Origin of the sequence: Enterobacter cloacae complex sp. XAL002, from assembly GCF_049236805.1 — a bacterium.
GTDB classification, from domain to species: Bacteria; Pseudomonadota; Gammaproteobacteria; order Enterobacterales; family Enterobacteriaceae; genus Enterobacter; species Enterobacter intestinihominis.
In genome coordinates this window covers 162,654-179,448 of the sequence record NZ_JBMKJN010000009.1, presented here as the reverse complement: position 1 = coordinate 179,448, position 16,795 = coordinate 162,654, and the positions used below count along the sequence as shown (strand labels likewise).

General features: G+C 53.1%; 16 protein-coding genes. 3 read left to right on the top strand and 13 right to left on the bottom strand.

Annotation, left to right across the window (positions count from 1 at the left end):
- Positions 1-9: 9 nt before the first annotated feature.
- The 3 genes from ACOT0L_RS11320 to ACOT0L_RS11310 form a co-directional block, all read right to left on the bottom strand.
- The gene (locus ACOT0L_RS11320) at positions 10-2,553 is read right to left on the bottom strand and encodes a fimbria/pilus outer membrane usher protein (RefSeq protein WP_139154331.1); all 2,544 of its coding nucleotides are present in this window, start codon (positions 2,551-2,553) and stop codon (positions 10-12) included.
- Positions 2,554-2,575: 22 nt separating this feature from the next.
- Positions 2,576-3,250: a fimbrial biogenesis chaperone gene (locus ACOT0L_RS11315; protein ID WP_045308539.1), complete on the bottom strand. Its 675-nt coding sequence runs from the start codon at positions 3,248-3,250 to the stop codon at positions 2,576-2,578.
- 69 nt (positions 3,251-3,319) lie between these two features.
- Entirely contained in the window at positions 3,320-3,856 is a 537-nt protein-coding gene (locus tag ACOT0L_RS11310) for a fimbrial protein (protein ID WP_022647516.1), read from the bottom strand.
- A 256-nt stretch (positions 3,857-4,112) separates the two neighbouring features.
- Here ACOT0L_RS11310 and ybiB point away from each other — a divergent pair, with 256 nt between their 5' ends.
- A complete protein-coding gene (ybiB, locus tag ACOT0L_RS11305; RefSeq protein WP_126503594.1) occupies positions 4,113-5,075 on the top strand; it encodes a DNA-binding protein YbiB in 963 nt (320 codons plus the stop codon).
- A gap of 117 nt (positions 5,076-5,192) precedes the next feature.
- Here ybiB and ybiJ read toward each other — a convergent pair whose 3' ends face one another.
- The 3 genes from ybiJ to mcbA all read right to left on the bottom strand — a co-directional run bounded on the left by ybiJ (position 5,193) and on the right by mcbA (position 6,387).
- On the bottom strand, positions 5,193-5,453 hold the full coding sequence (gene ybiJ / locus ACOT0L_RS11300) for a DUF1471 family protein YbiJ (protein WP_003858474.1): 261 nt from the start codon (positions 5,451-5,453) through the stop codon (positions 5,193-5,195).
- A gap of 285 nt (positions 5,454-5,738) precedes the next feature.
- Positions 5,739-6,005, bottom strand: coding sequence for a DksA/TraR family C4-type zinc finger protein (locus ACOT0L_RS11295; protein ID WP_126503596.1), 267 nt, complete (start codon positions 6,003-6,005; stop codon positions 5,739-5,741).
- Between the two features lie 118 nt (positions 6,006-6,123).
- On the bottom strand, positions 6,124-6,387 hold the full coding sequence (mcbA, locus tag ACOT0L_RS11290; protein WP_022647519.1) for a DUF1471 family periplasmic protein McbA: 264 nt from the start codon (positions 6,385-6,387) through the stop codon (positions 6,124-6,126).
- Between the two features lie 242 nt (positions 6,388-6,629).
- Here mcbA and rlmF point away from each other — a divergent pair, with 242 nt between their 5' ends.
- Entirely contained in the window at positions 6,630-7,541 is a 912-nt protein-coding gene (gene rlmF, locus ACOT0L_RS11285) for a 23S rRNA (adenine(1618)-N(6))-methyltransferase RlmF (protein WP_023305741.1), read from the top strand.
- A 43-nt stretch (positions 7,542-7,584) separates the two neighbouring features.
- Here rlmF and ybiO read toward each other — a convergent pair whose 3' ends face one another.
- From ybiO to rhtA, 6 genes are all read right to left on the bottom strand, one after another.
- On the bottom strand, positions 7,585-9,795 hold the full coding sequence (gene ybiO / locus ACOT0L_RS11280) for a mechanosensitive channel protein (protein ID WP_038415723.1): 2,211 nt from the start codon (positions 9,793-9,795) through the stop codon (positions 7,585-7,587).
- 120 nt (positions 9,796-9,915) lie between these two features.
- Positions 9,916-10,638 carry a glutamine ABC transporter ATP-binding protein GlnQ gene (glnQ, locus tag ACOT0L_RS11275; protein WP_022647522.1) on the bottom strand — a complete coding sequence of 241 codons (723 nt, stop codon included), beginning with the start codon at positions 10,636-10,638 and terminating at the stop codon, positions 9,916-9,918.
- Positions 10,635-11,294, bottom strand: coding sequence for a glutamine ABC transporter permease GlnP (glnP, locus tag ACOT0L_RS11270; RefSeq protein WP_010428919.1), 660 nt, complete (start codon positions 11,292-11,294; stop codon positions 10,635-10,637). Before glnP ends, glnQ begins: the two co-directional genes overlap by 4 nt.
- Positions 11,295-11,387: 93 nt before the next feature.
- Entirely contained in the window at positions 11,388-12,131 is a 744-nt protein-coding gene (gene glnH / locus ACOT0L_RS11265; RefSeq protein WP_003858455.1) for a glutamine ABC transporter substrate-binding protein GlnH, read from the bottom strand.
- A gap of 361 nt (positions 12,132-12,492) precedes the next feature.
- Complete coding sequence (gene dps, locus ACOT0L_RS11260; RefSeq protein WP_000100801.1) at positions 12,493-12,996, bottom strand: DNA starvation/stationary phase protection protein Dps; 504 nt, start codon at positions 12,994-12,996, stop codon at positions 12,493-12,495.
- A gap of 298 nt (positions 12,997-13,294) precedes the next feature.
- The gene (rhtA, locus tag ACOT0L_RS11255; protein ID WP_023305742.1) at positions 13,295-14,182 is read right to left on the bottom strand and encodes a threonine/homoserine exporter RhtA; all 888 of its coding nucleotides are present in this window, start codon (positions 14,180-14,182) and stop codon (positions 13,295-13,297) included.
- A gap of 355 nt (positions 14,183-14,537) precedes the next feature.
- Here rhtA and ompX point away from each other — a divergent pair, with 355 nt between their 5' ends.
- A complete protein-coding gene (gene ompX / locus ACOT0L_RS11250) occupies positions 14,538-15,056 on the top strand; it encodes an outer membrane protein OmpX (RefSeq protein WP_003858450.1) in 519 nt (172 codons plus the stop codon).
- Between the two features lie 116 nt (positions 15,057-15,172).
- On the opposite strand, the gene ACOT0L_RS11245 is transcribed toward ompX, so the two are convergent.
- On the bottom strand, positions 15,173-16,756 hold the full coding sequence (locus tag ACOT0L_RS11245) for a phosphoethanolamine transferase (protein ID WP_126503598.1): 1,584 nt from the start codon (positions 16,754-16,756) through the stop codon (positions 15,173-15,175).
- Positions 16,757-16,795 lie beyond the last annotated feature (39 nt).

Sequence of the window (16,795 nt, the reverse complement as noted above, 5' to 3'; positions counted from 1 at the left end):
TAGGGGAGATCAGTGACACTGCGCGGCAGCGTTAATGATGCTGGTTTTCGCTTTCTCATCCGTGAGCACATAGTCAGCGACGCAATGCTCGTTTGCCTCCTGTCCCCAGGAAACGCGGAGATGCCCTTGCTGTGGCAGACCCGAGAGATAGGTCTGGCCATCATTCCCGACGATAAATTCGCTGTCCTTGTCCTCGGTGGTAACCGTTGCGCCGAACGGCAGCGGTTTACCGTTTTGCGTGAGCGTCATCAGGACGCGATTGCCCACGCGCGTCGTGAAGCTGGCGCGCACAATGGCTCCGCGGGTTGGCGTCACAATTTGTGCCGCATGGGTGACGTCGGCGTCCTCCGGCAGCGTTTCCGTATCCAGCGCAATAGTGTTGTGGCGATACGCGGTGACGAACGGTACGACGGTGTAGCCGCGGAAGTCGGTTTCAACGCCGGTCTGGTTAGTGATATGCGTGCCGTGCGTACCCGGGGCTTTCACGAGCGCAATGGTCTCACCGAGCGGCTGGCTTAGCGTGATGCCGTTTGCATGGGCAATCACGCCTCCCTGCAAGCCGACGTTCAGTGTTTGCTGATATTTATCCTGACTGACGCCACCGCTCACTTCACCGTATGTCGCTTTGTAGTCGGCGTTAACGCTGGTGGAGTTACCGCTGCCGGTGCTGCTCAGCCCCTCCTGGAGATTCCAGTTCAGGTTGTCTTCTTTCAGGGCCGTACCGTTCAGGCCGATGTTCTGCGTGGTGCCATCTTTCGTGTTGTTCAGGTTGTACGTGGCCCAGGTGTTATGCATCCAGCGATCCAGCGGAACCGAAACGCTCAGCGAGAACTGGTTGTCGTTCGTCACCGCATTACCGTCCAGATCGCTGTCGTGGGTGTTTTTGTTCATGCTGTAGCTAAGGCTGTAGCTAACGCCGTGCCAGCTGTTGTTGTAGCTGACGCTCATGGAGGTCATGTCCTGATTCTGGCTCCAGTAGGTTTCCTTCACCATGCTCAGCGTGACCGATCCCCAGCCTTCTGGTAGCGTCTGGTCGATGGTGGCTTCGGTACGGGCGCGGCGCTGCTGTGGCGCAGACCAGTTGTCGGCGCGGGTATACGACTCCATGGTGTCGTCCAGGGTGTAAAACCCCTTGCTGTTGTAGCGATAGCCCGCAAGCGAAAAGTTGGTGCCTGAACCGGCGAAATCTTTGCTGTAGCGTACGCGCCACGATTTGCCTGTGCTGGACTGCTGTTTTTTCAGCAGGGCTCTGGCGCGAGTCACGTCAATGGAGAACGCCCCTAAATCGCCCATGTTTTTCCCGGCGCCTATCGCCTGCGACTGATAATGACTGCTCTGCTGTACGCCGCCGTAGGCCGTGAAGCCGTGGGGTAAACCATAGATGGCGCTCCCCTGAGCAAACGGGGTCTTTTCAACATCTTTGTCATAAGAACGATAACGCCCGGCAGTTACGCTGTAGCGCAGGTTTTTTTCACGCTGCAATACCGGAACGGAGGCAAACGGCACCACGAAATGACTTTCGCTGCCGTCAGTTTCTTTCACCGTGACCTGGAGGTCGCCGCTGCTGCCGGTGGGGTAGAGATCGTTAATTTCGAAGGCCCCCGGCGCGACCGTGTTCTGATAAATCACGTACCCGTTCTGGCGCACCATCACCAGCGCGTTGCTGTGGGCGGTGCCACGAATAATAGGCGCATAGCCTTTTTCGCTGTCGGGAAGCATGTCGTTATCGGATTTCAGCTCCACGCCGGTGTAAGGGACACTGTCAAAAACATCAGCAGGTGATGAGCTCTGGCCAACGGTGATATCGCTTTTCATCGCCACAATATCGCGTTGCGCATAGGTATAAACGGAGGTGAATTTCTGTTCCTCCTCATTGCCTGTGGTGCTGCGATTCCAGGTGGAATAGTTGCGAAGGCGCCATGCGCCAACGTTTAAACCCGGACGCAGGTTCACGTACTGGCTACTGCTATCCTCTTCACCCTGCTGGCGCGCATGGCTCTGGCTGGCGTTGACGCTGTAATTAAGCAAGCCCGCGTTGATCCCTTCGTCAAACTCTTTCGGGTCGATGTAACCGCGTGGCACCTGTCCGAGCGCCTTTTGCGGAATGCTTAGCAGCAGCTGCTGGTTGCGAACGTGAAAGATTGCAGATGAAGCAGGGATGACACCTAGATCGGCACACTGGCCTTTGGCCATGAGCTGAGGAAACTTTTGGGTCTTGATACCGAGGCTTTTTAACTCACCCATGCTAAAGCAAGGTTGTAACGTGTCGTTGCCCTGCGAATCTTTCTCAAGCGTAAAGGTCACGTTGCGGGTATCAATTTTATTATTATTGATAAACACCGCGACCTCATATTTCCCCGGTGCCTGGCCGGGACCTTTTTCATAGACGGACAGATCGGTTTTACCCTGCTGGGGATTATCAATATCCAGCAGGGCGGGGTTAAAATAATCATCAGCCATAACCTGCTGCGCAAAGATGGCTATTGCCAGGCCACAGAGAATGACCAGCAATGAAGACATTCGGCAGGTGAACGGCTTTTTGTGGCTGTACATGATTATTTTATTACCGGAACAATTAATGAACGGATTTCGACCAGGAATGGCTGATGCTGCCGTAATCATTAATAATGGAATACGTCACGTTTGAGCCCCCGACATTACCCGGTATGGCAAAATGTGTTTCTGATTTCGGAACAGCCCAGGTCGCTTTTGTGACTTTCTGACCGTTAAGCGTGACGGTCTGGAAATTCATATAGAAAGGCGTAGGGTTATTCACCACCAGGTCGTTACCTTCGCGATGCCATTCAAGCTTATCCGCCACATCTTCTGGTCGGCCTTTTACCGAGGACGGGCGATACAGCAATTTAATGCGGGTATTAATGGCAATTTGCAGCGTATTTACTCCCTCAACGTGTTTTGAGGAAGGGATCGCTTTGATATTCAACCAGTACAGAGATTCCCTGTCTTCCGGTAAATTTCCGCCCGTGCGTACCACGCGCAGAACGTTATCTTCTTTTGCATCCAGACGGAAAAGCGGCGGGGTGATCAGGAATGGGGCTTTGGCCGGGTTTTTACCGCCAGAATCGACCCAGGACTGTACCAGATAATCCGTCGTATCCGGGTTTGACAGGCCAAGAGATGATTCCTTTTTATCTCCTTGATAGACCAGCCGGGTACCATTAATCACGACGCCCGCATGTGCAGAGGCTGCTATCAGTAAAAGAGTGCTCAGTAAATAACCGTGGCGCATAAAGATTTCTCAATAAATAGAAGAGATATTAATGCCCGCAAAAGCATTAATATCTCAGGATTGATAAGATCAGTTATAAATAACGGTGAAAGTCGATACAGAGTTGGCAGGGCCTGCGGTAATGGCGGCCTGAGTTTGAATATAACGCGCACCGAATTCCAGGTCGTTAACTGCCGTGCCGGAGGCTAAAGGATATTGCTGCGAAGGCGTATACAGAGTGACAGGCTGCCCGGAAGCATCCATCAACTGAATGGCTACACCGGTTGCCGCATCGGTATCTGGCGTTAATGCCAGCGCGGCATTATTATCCGCATCCGGCGTACCGCCGAAGTTAATCGCAGCCGAGGTCACTGTTTCCGGACAATTGGTTAACTTAATATCAAACTTCGTTGATGTGCTGGTAGAGCCTGCGCCGGTAAATACCGTTTTAGACACCTTACCCAACTGAACGTTTAATGGATTACTTAATCCATTCACGACCTGGCAAGCAGAATCGATAATTTCACCGGTGAAATTAATCTGGCCTTCACCGTTAGTTGCCGCAAATGCGGATGCAGAACATCCCACCGTTGCGGCGATAAAAAAACCTAATGCAACCTTGTTCATAGTTAATCCTGATGTGATTCTGGTAAAAGCGTTGCCTGGACGTTTTTACCGTTGACCCTTAATGATTTTTCGATGTTTATTTAATCAAAAAAAGGGTCGCTGCGGATCTTTTGTCCCAATCACAAATAATGCAAATAGTGCTTGAGTTTAATTTTTTTATATGAAAACAGCAGGTTGATAATGATCACAAAACACTATCGGGTCTGTGTTCATCGGGCTATATTGTTAACAAGATAATGCAGTCAGGAGAAATGTCGTGGATTACCGCAAAATTATCAAAGAGGTAGGGCGTGGGAAAAACCACGCTCGCGATCTGGACCAGGAAACAGCCCGCGCGTTGTACACGCATATGCTGAATGGCGACGTGCCGGAACTGGAAATGGGCGGCATTTTGATTGCGCTGCGTATTAAAGGGGAAGGTGAGGCGGAGATGCGCGGCTTTTATGAGGCCATGCAGTCGCAGACCATGCGCTTAACCCCGCCCGTCACGAAGCCGATGCCAGTTGTGATCCCGACCTACAACGGCGCGCGTAAGCAGGCAAACCTCACGCCGCTGCTGGCTATTCTGTTGCAGAAACTCGGTTTCCCGGTAGTAATGCATGGCGTGAGCGAAGATCCGACGCGCGTGCTGACAGAAACCATCCTGGCGTTGTTAGGTATTGAACCGACCCTCCATGCCGGTCAGGCACAGGCAAAGCTGGAGGGGAATCAGCCGGTCTATATCCCCGTTAGCGCGCTCTGCCCACCGCTGGAAAAGCAGCTGGACATGCGCTGGCGCATGGGCGTACGTAACAGCGCTCACACCCTGGCGAAGCTGGCGACGCCGTTTGCCGAAGACGCCGCGCTGCGTCTTTCCAGCGTCTCCCATCCGGAATACGTGACGCGAGTCGGGCAATTCTTTGCCGAAATCGGTGGACGCGCGCTGCTGATGCACGGGACAGAAGGCGAGGTTTACGCCAACCCGCAGCGTTGTCCACAGCTAATGCTGATTGAGCCCGCCGGGACGCGGGTCGTTGTTGAACGTGGGGAAGAGAACAGAGATGCGATCCTGCCTGAGTCGAAAGATCCGCAGGTCACCGCGCGCTGGATTGTGCAGTGTCTGGCCGGGAAGGTGCCGGTTCCGCAGTCAATCAAGCTGCAAATGGCCTGCTGCCTGCTGGCTGCAGGGGAAGTCGAGTCCGTGGAAGCCGGGTTGCAGCGCTTGGCGCAGTCATTTTAAGCAAAAAAAAAGCCCGTCCAGTGGCGGACGGGCAAACAAGGGTAACAACAACAGGGTCAATGAGGGTTGGAGCATCTCACCAGAGGGTATGGCGAGGGTGGAGCATAATTTGTTCGATTACTTGTAGATAACCGCAGTACCGCTCAGTTTGTTATTACCGTTAGTGGAAGTGATGGTGTATCCACTTGCGCCCGCGGCGGCAGCTTTTTCAGCCAGTTTTGCTTCCAGACCGTCCAGCGTGGTCGCGCCTTCAGCACTCACCACACCGATTTTGTTCAGATCCTGTGCCTGAGTAGAGGAGACTGGCTCTACAGCGAAAGCGCCGAAAGACAGAGCGGACAGGGCAACAGCGGCAACAGCATATTTGATGGTTTTCATAGGTCAATTCTCGCAGGTTATTCTGTTAAGGGGACGATGTTCCGTCGATGTGATAAGTATCACGCTTTTTAGCGGAAGATAAAATCGAAGAGAATTGACGTGGTTTGTCAAAAAAATTGAATGACAAATAACTTATTGATTATTAATAAAATCAGAAGCGCAATTGACACTTCTTGCGGATACGCTTTACAGACACAATCATAAGGGCACGTTTTGCTACGCGCTTCGCTGAAAGTCGTGAGCGTAAAGTAAACTGTTGGTGCGGTTAACTACGGTAAAGGAAAGTCAACGTAACTGGCTGTCTTTCGATCCTCTACGATTATATCCTGAATGTGAAGCATTTTTTGAATCTTTCTCCTGCTGACAGGTGATGCAAAGCCGTACTCCGGGAATGGCTTTACGTCGTGCCTCAGGAATGGGATCCCCGCACTCTTCGCATTCCATCAAACTTTCGCCGCGCGGAATTTCACCGCGAGCACGCGCAACCGCATCTTCAATGGTACTGTTGATCTGTTCGTTAACGGCGTCGTCATTCGCCCAGCCGGAAGCCATGATGTTCTCCTGAAAGGGTCAAGTCATGCATTTTAATATGGGGTGAAAAAACGCACAGTCAAGGCGCAGGCAGAGAGAACTGCATCTGCCGGGCAGATGCAGTTTGGAAGGCGGTAAGTTATTTATAGATAGTCGCTGTACCGTACATATGGTTATCGCCACCGGCGGCGTTCACCACGAAGCCTTTAGCGCCTTCCTGACGGGCTTTTTCGGCCAGCTTGTCCTGAAGGTCATCAAGGTTGCTTGCCCGGCTGACAGAGACCGTCCCGGCCGCGCGTAGCTGGCTGGTGTCGGTACTGTCGGTCAGAGGTTGAACGGACAAGGCAGAGAATGATGCGCCTGCCAGCGCACCCGCAATAATAAAGGTCAGATACTTTTTCATAATCACATCCTCAGGGGAAACAACAGGTGATTCCTGTTAAGTTTAGAAGCCTGATGCGTGTGATTTAGCGCAAAAATTTGATGATGATCTGCTTATTTTTTGAACGATAAATTCTGACAATTTGTTGACAGATCATAGACATACAGGTCGCTGATTTTTGTCGTTTTTTTGTGCGACTCAGACAGATATTTACCCCCGCGCCGTCACAGGGTATCTTACGCGGCTGTTTAAAGGAGAATGCCATGACTTCCCACAAGCCGGGATTGCACCCGCGTAACCGCCACCGTAGCCGCTACGATATGAAAGCCCTGTGTCTGAGCTGCCCTGAATTGCAGGGTTTTATCGTTCAGACACCAGCCGGTGAACCGTCGGTAAACTTTGCCGATCCGCTGGCGGTTAAAACGCTGAACAAAGCGCTGCTGGCCCATTTTTATGGTGTGACGCACTGGGACATCCCTGATGGCTTTCTCTGCCCGCCGGTCCCGGGCCGTGCGGATTACGTCCATCATCTTGCCGATCTGCTGGCGGATGACCACGATGGCGTAGTGCCGAAACAGGCTACCGTCCTTGATATCGGTACGGGCGCGAACCTGATCTACCCCCTGATAGGCGCACATGAGTACCAGTGGCGATTTACCGGCAGCGAGATCGGTGATGAGGCCTTCGCCAGCGCGCAGGCCATTATCAACGCTAACCCGGGGTTAAGCCGGGCCGTTCGTCTGCGTCGTCAGAAGGATGCCGCTGCTATTTTCAACGGCATAATTCATAAGAACGAACAATATGATGCCACCCTGTGCAACCCGCCATTCCACGACTCCGCCGCCTCCGCGCGTGCGGGAAGTGAACGCAAGCGGCGTAACCTGGGCCAGGCCGAAGATGGCGCGCTGAATTTTGGCGGCCAGCAGCAGGAGCTGTGGTGCGAGGGCGGGGAAGTGGCCTTTATTTTGCGCATGATTGCCGAGAGTAAAGGCTTCGGTCGTCAGGTGAAATGGTTTACCACGCTGGTCTCTCGTGGCGATAACCTGCCGCCGCTTTACCGCGCGCTGACCGAAGCCGGCGCGGTGAAGGTGGTCAAAAAAGAGATGGCGCAGGGCCAGAAGCAGAGCCGCTTTATTGCCTGGTCCTTTATGGACGATAACAAACGTCGCAAATAATCGTTTCTCGGGCCGGGTAAGGCGAAGCCGCCACCCGGCTCGGTTACAGCGTCGGCTCCTGCGGAGGGAGCAGCGAAGCGGGCGGCGACAATACCTGATACGTCTGCACCGGCGCTCTCACGTTCGCCAGATCGAAGTGTTTTTTCACCATGCTGTCCAGGGCAAAGCGCACCGTCCACTGTTTCAGCGGCTGGGTGGTGAACGACACGCGCAGGGTAAAGGCAGTGTTCGTCAGCCCGACGATGCCCGCAAACGACGGCTCACCAATTACCAGCCCGCGAATATCCTCCATCTCCATCAGTTCGCTCACCGCATCCCGCAGCGCCTGTTTCGCCTTATCTGCATCTTCGTGACGATCGACATCATAATTCGCCACCACCGAACCAATGCCGCGCACAAAGTTGGCAAAGGTGGTGATCGATGACCACGGAATAATGTGGTACGCCCCGGTATCCTGACGTACGCCGACGGAGCGAATGGACATCCTCTCCACCGTTCCGGTGAGCGGTCCAATGGTCACCAGATCCCCGGTGTTCATCCCGTTCTCAAACTGGATAAAAATGCCGGTGATAATATCCTTCACCAGCGTCTGCGAACCAAAGGAGATCGCCAGTCCCAGGGCACCGGCACCCGCCAGCAGTGGGGCGATATTTACGCCGATTTCCGACAACACAATCATGATGGTAATGGTGCTAATGATCACCGCCAGCGCGTTGCGGAACAGCGTCAGCAGTGTGCGGGCGCGGGCGCTTGGCAGGGGCCTGCCGTGGACATCCGACACCAGACGGTTTTCGATAAGGCTTGCCAGCAGCGTCCAGCCGACGGCGGAGAAGAACAGGATCAGCGCGATACGAATAAGAATATCGACGGTCTTTTCTCCCGCACCGTTATGCAGCCAGTTCCAGAAATCAAACAGTCCCCACGCATTCAGCAGCAGCATAATTGCCACGCAGACCGTCAAAATACGCGCCACCTTCAGCGACACCGATGTCCAGCCATTTACCCGTTTTTGCAGCTCGGGGTAATTACGCTGAACCTGCGGCGACAGGGTGATCGTCTTCGACAGCCAGCGGGAGAGTAGGCCAGAAACAAAGGCCGCGATGCCGATAATCGCCAGGCTTTTGAACGTCGCCCCCATCATAAATTTCAGGCTGTTGCCCGGATCGAACAGCGAGAAGAAACACAGCACAATAAAATAGGCGCTGGCCAGCCAGTGCCACACCAGCGCAAAGGCGCGAATAAAGAGGCTGAAAAAGGAGAGGGAGCGATCGGCCAGGTGAAGCAGACTGTCGGTGATCGCTTTTTTATTGTGGAAGATGAGGTACAGCGCCCAGACGGTAATACAGAGCATGATCAGCACGTTCGCCAGGGCCCCGAACTGCACGTTAACCTGGTTGGAAATAATCGGGACGGCGACCAGCAGGCCATAGCCGATCAACCCGCTCAGCACGCTGAGCCGAACCGCCCAGTATTTGGCGCTCCGATCCGAAATGGCGAACGGGCGAAGTTCCGGCACGCGCGGACAGAATATTAACCGCAGGAGCGCCTTAAAGAACTCAATCAGGGCAAAGGCGTTCAGGAACAGCCCCTGCTGAAAGGCGATGGTTTTGTTCCCGGTATTAAGACGATCGGCCAGCATCTGGCCGACAAACAGCGTCAGCGCCAGCAGCAGCAAATCGATGATAAAGGCCCCGGTAATCATTGCCGGAAGATGCAGCCAGCTGCTTTTATGCTGATTCTTTTTACGTCCCCAGTGGCCCATCTTCCGGTAAAGCGGCCAGACAGACAGGCGCAACAGCCAGTAAAAAATGAATACCGCGGCGGCCAGAATAGAAAACTGGGTCGCGGCTGCAGAAAAGGTGTGGGGATTAAAAGGCTTATGCGAGGTGCCAACAAGGTTGCGATAGAGCTGGGCAAAACGCGACGACAGGGCTTCCCCGTAGCGGCGACTGATATCGGTGACGTTTTCCAGTACCGTCTTTTCGTCTTCGACTTCCGGCGGCGCGATAGTCGGAACCGGATCCTGAGGCGGTGTGGCGGCCACTTTCCTCAGCTGATCGATAAGCTCCTGCCGGGACGTGTCGTTCTCAAGCACGTCGGCAAGTGCGCTGTAAGCGGCTTTTTTCTTTTCAGCGTCGGGTTCTGGCGGCGCATTTTGCTGGGTGGCGGTGGCTCCGGTGGTGACGCCGGGAATGGTTACAGCTAGTGATGGCGCGCTAAACAGGGTAAACAGTAGCAACAGGATCCACGGCACGGCGTCCTCCGACAAAAATATCGTGCAAAATGATAAGTATAGAGCGCGCGGAGCGGAGGGGAGTTTTTGGGAACAATCCGGCATAAAAAAGCCGGGCATGCCCGGCTCTGTGTATGGCTATCAGGAGACGTGTTGCAGGAACTCCTGGAGGCGTTGGCTAGGTGGGTTCGCAATCAGCGCCTGCGGATTACCGTCTTCCGCGATGCGGCCCTTATCAATGAAGATCAGACGGGACGCCACTTTTTCGGCAAAGCCGATTTCGTGGGTAACGATCACCATCGTCATGCCTTCTTCTGCCAGATCCTGCATCACTTTCAGCACCTCGTGACGCAGCTCCGGGTCGAGTGCGGAGGTTGGCTCATCAAACAGCATCATCTTTGGCTTCACCGCCAGCGCACGGGCAATGGCCACGCGCTGCTGCTGGCCACCGGACAGCTCGGAAGGATAGTGGTGGGCACGCTCCGCCAGACCCACTTTCGCCAGCAGATCTTTTGCCAGCGTTTCTGCCGCCGCTTTGCTGGCCCCACGCACGCGCAAAGGACCGAACATCACGTTTTCCAGCGCCGTCAGGTGCGGGAACAGGTAGAACTGCTGGAACACCATGCCCGCTTCCTGGCGGATCAGGCGCTCGTCCACTTTCGGATCGTTCACCTTCAGACCATCGACGATCAAATCGCCGCTGGTGATCTCCTCGAGCTTGTTAATGCAGCGCAGCAGGGTGGATTTTCCGGAACCCGACGGCCCGATGATCACCACCACTTCACCCTGCCTGATGTTCAAATCGATATTGTGCAGCACCTGGGTTGGACCAAAGTGCTTGGAAACATTTTTAAATTCAATCACAGGATTTTCATCCTTCTTTCAAGACGACGCAGAACAAAGCTCAGGACAAGCGTGATAATCAGGTAGACAACGGCGACCGCACTCCAGATTTCCAGGGCGCGGAAGTTACCCGCGATGATCTCCTGGCCCTGACGGGTCAGCTCGGCCACGCCGATAACAATAAACAGCGAGGTGTCTTTAATGCTGATGATCCACTGGTTGCCCAGCGGCGGCAGCATGCGGCGCAGCGCCAGCGGCAGGATCACGTGACGGATCGTTTCGCGACGGGAAAGACCTAACGCCAGGCCAGCTTCGCTGAAGCCTTTATGAATCGACAGCACCGCACCGCGGGTGATTTCCGCAATGTAGGCGCCGGAGTTGATCATAATGGTGACGACAGCTGCGCTGAACGGGTCAATGCGCAGATCGTTGAAGGCCATCGGCAGGGCGAAGTAGATAAACATGACCTGCACCACAATGGGGGTGCCGCGGATCACTTCGATGAAAACCAGCGCGATGTGGTTTGCAATCCAGCCGCCGTAGGTGCGGGCGAAACCGGCCACCAGACCGATAATTAACCCGCCAACCAGACCGAGGACCGAAATCCACAAGGTCATTTTAGCGCCTTCAAGCAAGAGAGGAATGGCAGGCCAGATGGCGCTCCAGTCAAACTGCATGATGTATTCCTGTATACCGTGGTGAAAAACGAAAAACGTAGGCCCGGTAAGCGGTAGCGCCACCGGGCGTTACAAACCTGAAGTCAGGTGAAATTATTTAGGCTCGGTACCGAACCATTTTTTGTAGATTTCGTTATAGGTGCCGTTCTCTTTCAGGGTTTTCAGCGCGCCGTTAACTTTATTACGCAGGTCGTCGCTGCCTTTCGGGAACGCAATACCGTACTGCTGAGCTTCCAGGGAATCACCTACCGCTTTGAACTTGCCGTTACCGGCGGTTTTGATGAAGTAAAGGATGTTAGGCGTGTCGTGCAGCACCGCGTCTGCGCGGTTGGTGCCCAGTTCCATGTAAGCGTTGTCGATGTTCGGGAACTGACGCAGGTCTTTGGTTTTGATATTGGCTTTCGCGTAATCAACGGAACCGGTGCCGCTCTTCACGGCGACCACTTTACCGTCGAGATCTTTCACGCTTTTAACGTCGTTGTTATCCGCTTTCACCATCACCAGCAGGCCGCTTTTGTAGTAGCCATCAGAGAAATCGATAGCTTTTTTACGCTCTTCGGTAATGGTGATGCCCGCCAGCGCCAGGTCAACGTTTTTGGTTTGCAGTGCCGGGATAATGCCGCTGAAATCCATTGGCTTCAGGGTGTAATCCAGTTTGAGTTCTTTTGCGACAGCGGCCCACAGATCAACGTCAAAACCAACGTATTTATCACCCTGTTTGAATTCAAACGGTACGAACGCCGTGTCAGTCGCCACAACCAGTTTGTCGGCAGCCTGCGAGGACACCGCAAACGCCAGGGTAAGTGCAGCCAGTGAAACTTTTAATACAGACTTCATAGCATTTCCTTTTATATCCACGGGGCGATCCCCTGCGAGAACCTCAGGCACAATGAAAAAATCGTGCCAGTTTTACAAGCTGTTGTTTTGCAAAGGGGATAATGTCACGCATTGCACAAAAAGCGTGGCAATTCTGTCAGGTTGCACCAGAATGGAGCACCGTTTTGGTGCGCTTCGTTAAGGTCTTCTGACAGGGGGATATTTAGCGCAGAATCTGACGAAAAAACAATCTTCCGTTAACGGTTGTGTGAGGTGATTATTACATTTTATTCACTTTTGCGGCCGTTGCGGACAAAAGTGTGCACCATAAATGTGCAAAACCCCCGCCAGGGGCGAGGGTTATTCAGACAATCCGCAGGGATTATTCGATGTTTGACTCAATGAACCACAGGAACTGATCCAGGTCGCGTGACGCGGCAGTGAAGATATCAGCGGTGTCTTCATCTTTGGCTTCGCCAATCGCTTTACGAACATCGTTCGCGACAATCGCATAACGGTCCGCCAGCTCTTTCAGGTGATCCTGAACGGTATGGATATCCAGCGGATAGCTTTTCAGTGGCGTTTTGCTGTTGATCACCTGCGTGGTACCCAGAGCCACACCGCCCAGCTGTACGGCGCGTTCGGCCATGGTATCCAGATGAGTCACCAGTGCTGTGCGGAAGCCATCCAGCATTTCATGAACGGCAATAAAGTTTGCACCGCGCATATTCCAGTGGGCCTGTTTGGTGATCAGCGAAAGATCGATGAACTGGACCACCTGGCGATTCAGCAGCTCAATGGTCGCTTTTTTATCGCTATCCGATACATCGTTACGGGTATAAAGCAGATTAGACGCTTTCGTTTTCACCAGTTTAGCGGTACTCATAATCTCATATCCTCTTGATGTTTGTGTCCCAGGTAATTACGGGATTAAGTATAGCACCGGATTTTTTCTCTGCGGTTTGGCGCTGCCTATCGGTTTAATAGCGAAAGGATGGTTGAAGTTTTAACTTAATGATTTTAAAGTTTTTTATATAAATTGATGCAGATCAATCTTAATTCGTTAAGTGACAAGGCGGGCAGGTGAAATATTTTGGCAATATTAGAGAGTTTGTAAGAAATTATTTGAAGGGCTGACGAGACCTATATTCTGCATGGCCGGTAAGCCATGCAGAATTTAAGGGCTAGTTGAGGTCAATCTTATGTACTTTTGGTTCCGGGCGCATGGTCAATGTAGAGCCCATTGACGCCGCGATAATGGAACAGAGCGCCAGCGTCTGCACCAGTGTCAGGGTTTCGCCGAGGAACATCATTCCAGAGATGGCAGCCAGCGCGGGCTCCATGCTCATGAGCGTACCAAAAATACGCGTAGGCAGACGCGTCAGGGCGATCATCTCCAGAGAGTAGGGCAGCGCCGTGGAAAGAATGGCGACCGCCAGCCCAACCGGCAGGATTGACCACTGCCATATTGAGTCCGTTGCTTGTGCCATGCCGATCGGGACAAAGATAACCGCGGCAATCAGCGAGCCTAAGGCGACCGTCGCGGGGCCGTGCTCTTCGCCCGCACGCTGACCAGTGAGAATATACACCGCCCAGCACGCCCCTGCGCCCAGCGCCAGAGCGGCCCCTGTCAAATCGATTTGTGAAACGCTTTGGCCGAGCGGCAGCAGGAACCATAGCCCCAGCACGGCCAGTATGACCCAGATAAAGTCTACCGGGCGACGAGAAGAAAAGAGGGCAACCGCCAGCGGGCCGGTAAATTCAAGCGCGACCGCGATCCCCAGCGGGATAGTCTGAATAGAGAGGTAGAACATGTAGTTCATCCCTCCCAGCGCCAGCCCATAAAAAAGCAGAGGCAGTCGCTGCTCCTTTTTAAACCGTAGCCGCCAGGGTTTAAAGACAACCACGAGGATCAGGGTGCCTAATGCGATACGCAGCGCCGTGACGCCGGGCGCACCAATCAGCGGAAACAGCGATTTTGCCAGCGACGCGCCGCTTTGTATGGACATCATCGCGATAAGTATGACTGCCACCGGCATCCAGACCGACGATTTACGAGGTAAACCTGGCATCCTTTCTCCTGTCTATTTTTGTCAAAAGAGGTAAAAGTCGCAGTGTAATGGAAATAACCTGCAATGGTTGAGCTACTGTTGAAAAAAAATCCAGGGAAAATCCGTAAAATGAGAAAACGTTGCTGATTTTATCGCCTGAAAGATTAGGAATAATCTGGATGAACTAAATGGCGATGACGCGCACTATTAGCATTTACAGGTGAAAATCTGGAGTTATTTGAACGAGATAGCTGATGCTGGAAATGTTCTGTTACAGGAAAGGTCGCATTAGACATCGTGAATGACAAAGAGTTTCACAGATTTTTTTGATATATTTAAAACTTACGGACTTACTTGAAGCACATTTGAGGTGGTTATGAAAAAAATTGCATGTCTTTCAGCACTGGCAGCTGTTCTGGCTGTTTCCGCAGGTACCGCTGTAGCGGCAACTTCAACTGTAACTGGTGGTTACGCTCAGAGCGATATGCAGGGCGTGATGAACAAAACCAACGGTTTCAACCTGAAGTACCGTTACGAGCAAGACAACAACCCGCTGGGTGTGATCGGTTCTTTCACTTACACCGAGAAAGATCGTACTGAAAATGGCTCTTACAATAAAGGTCAGTACTACGGCATCACCGCGGGTCCTGCTTACCGCCTGAATGACTGGGCAAGCATCTACGGTGTTGTAGGTGTTGGCTACGGTAAATTCCAGCAGACCGAAAACCAGGGTCTGAACCGTACTGCAAGCAACAGCGACTACGGTTTCTCCTATGGCGCAGGTATGCAGTTTAACCCAATCGAAAACGTTGCTCTGGACTTCTCCTATGAGCAGAGCCGTATCCGCAACGTTGACGTTGGCACCTGGATCGCGGGCGTAGGTTACCGCTTCTAATCACTTCGGTGAGCCAGTAAAAAATCCGCCCAATGTGGCGGATTTTTTTTGTTTGTACCCTCTCCCCGTGGGAGAGGGCCAGGGTGAGGGCATCAGCCTGCACGAGACGGCAGAGATCACTTACTCTTAATATCGAAAATATCCGTCCCCAGATGGTTATAGTCAACTTTCTGTAACCTGAAGTTGGTAATGTAAACTGGCGGGCCCTTCTTCCCGGAGATAAACGGGTAATCATTTTTTATCTCTTTCGCCTTAATCCCCGTCCACTGTGAGAAGAATTTCAGGAAATCGTTCGCGGAACGGCGCGCTTTGATGATGCGATGCGTTTTGTCATCACTCGACAGCACCATAAACGGTACCTGGAAGTTCTGCTGAAACTTGTCATCGTGGGCCAGATACTGCACCTCTTTACCGCGCTCCTTAAACGCCAGACCGTGGTCAGAGAAATAGACCATCGAGAAGCTATCGCCGCTGTTGCGCAGCTGCGCGTACAGCTTGCTGAGCAGATCGTCGGTTTGCGTCATGGTGTACAGATAACACGAGGTCTCTTTGGATTGCACAAACTCCGCATATTTTCCCCCGGTACGATCGCATGCCTGCGGGTGTGACCCCATCAGGTGCAGGACGATCAGCTGCGGCTGGGTGCGCTGAGTGGCAAAGACCTGCGCGGTCATTTTTAGCATCGCTTCATCTTTTGTGTTTTTATCGGCTTCGAAATCACCGCTTTTCAGGAACTGTACCTCGTCGGCACGCTTCGCGATGCTGGCAATGGCGGTATCATACTCGCCGATCTGCCCCTGGTTGGAGAACCACCACGTCTGAAAACCTGCCCGGTTGGCCAGGGTGACAAAATTATCCTGAAACTGCGGTTTTCCATCCACGACACGGTTGAGCGTCAGACCGAGCGATTTCTGCGTCGAGCCGCTGGCCGCCACGTAATCGGTAAACAGCGTACCGTTGACGGAGCTGGCAAACGGCGTGTTATCCCAGTGACCGCCAAACGCGCCGAGCGCATCGCGACGCGCGCTTTCACCGATCACCACCACATAGGTGTGATACTTCGGTTTCACCGCCAGCACGTTCCAGGTATCTTTCATGGTGGAAAGCTCGGCCATACGCGCCTGCTCGTCGAGCACTTCCTCGTTATTCACTACCACGTCTTTAACGAAGCGAAACACCGGATACCCGGTATCTTTAAGCTTAAACACGCCGCCCCAGGCCAGTTTTTGTACCGGCGCAACAAAAAACGTCACTACGCTAAAGGCCAGGCACAGGCTTTCAATTTTACCCCATGTTTTTTTCCCGACCTGCTTACGGCGAACCGCAATCACGCCAAGAGCAAAAATGAAAAGGCCAACCACGTAGTTGTACCACGGGAAGATCGTCAGGATCTCTGTAGACTCTTCCATATTGGTGGAGTGGAGCGCCAGCAGGGTATTAAAGTTCGGCGCGCCATAGGCCTGGCCGAACGGGAAATAGGCGGCAGCCACCAGAGAACAGATCCCGATAAGCACTTTCTGCATGCGCGGTGCGCTTCGCCATAGCAGGTGAAGAATGCAGGTGAACCCGACGGCATAAAGCAGGCTAAAGGGGTAGCCAAGAGCAAAGTTAATCAACAGCGATTGCAAAAAATAAAATCCCGTCCACGGGCTTAGGGCCCGGCTGCGGGTAACAAGTGTATCAATCAGGGTTACGTTCATAGATCACTATCACGAAAACGCCATGTGCTCACCCTGGCG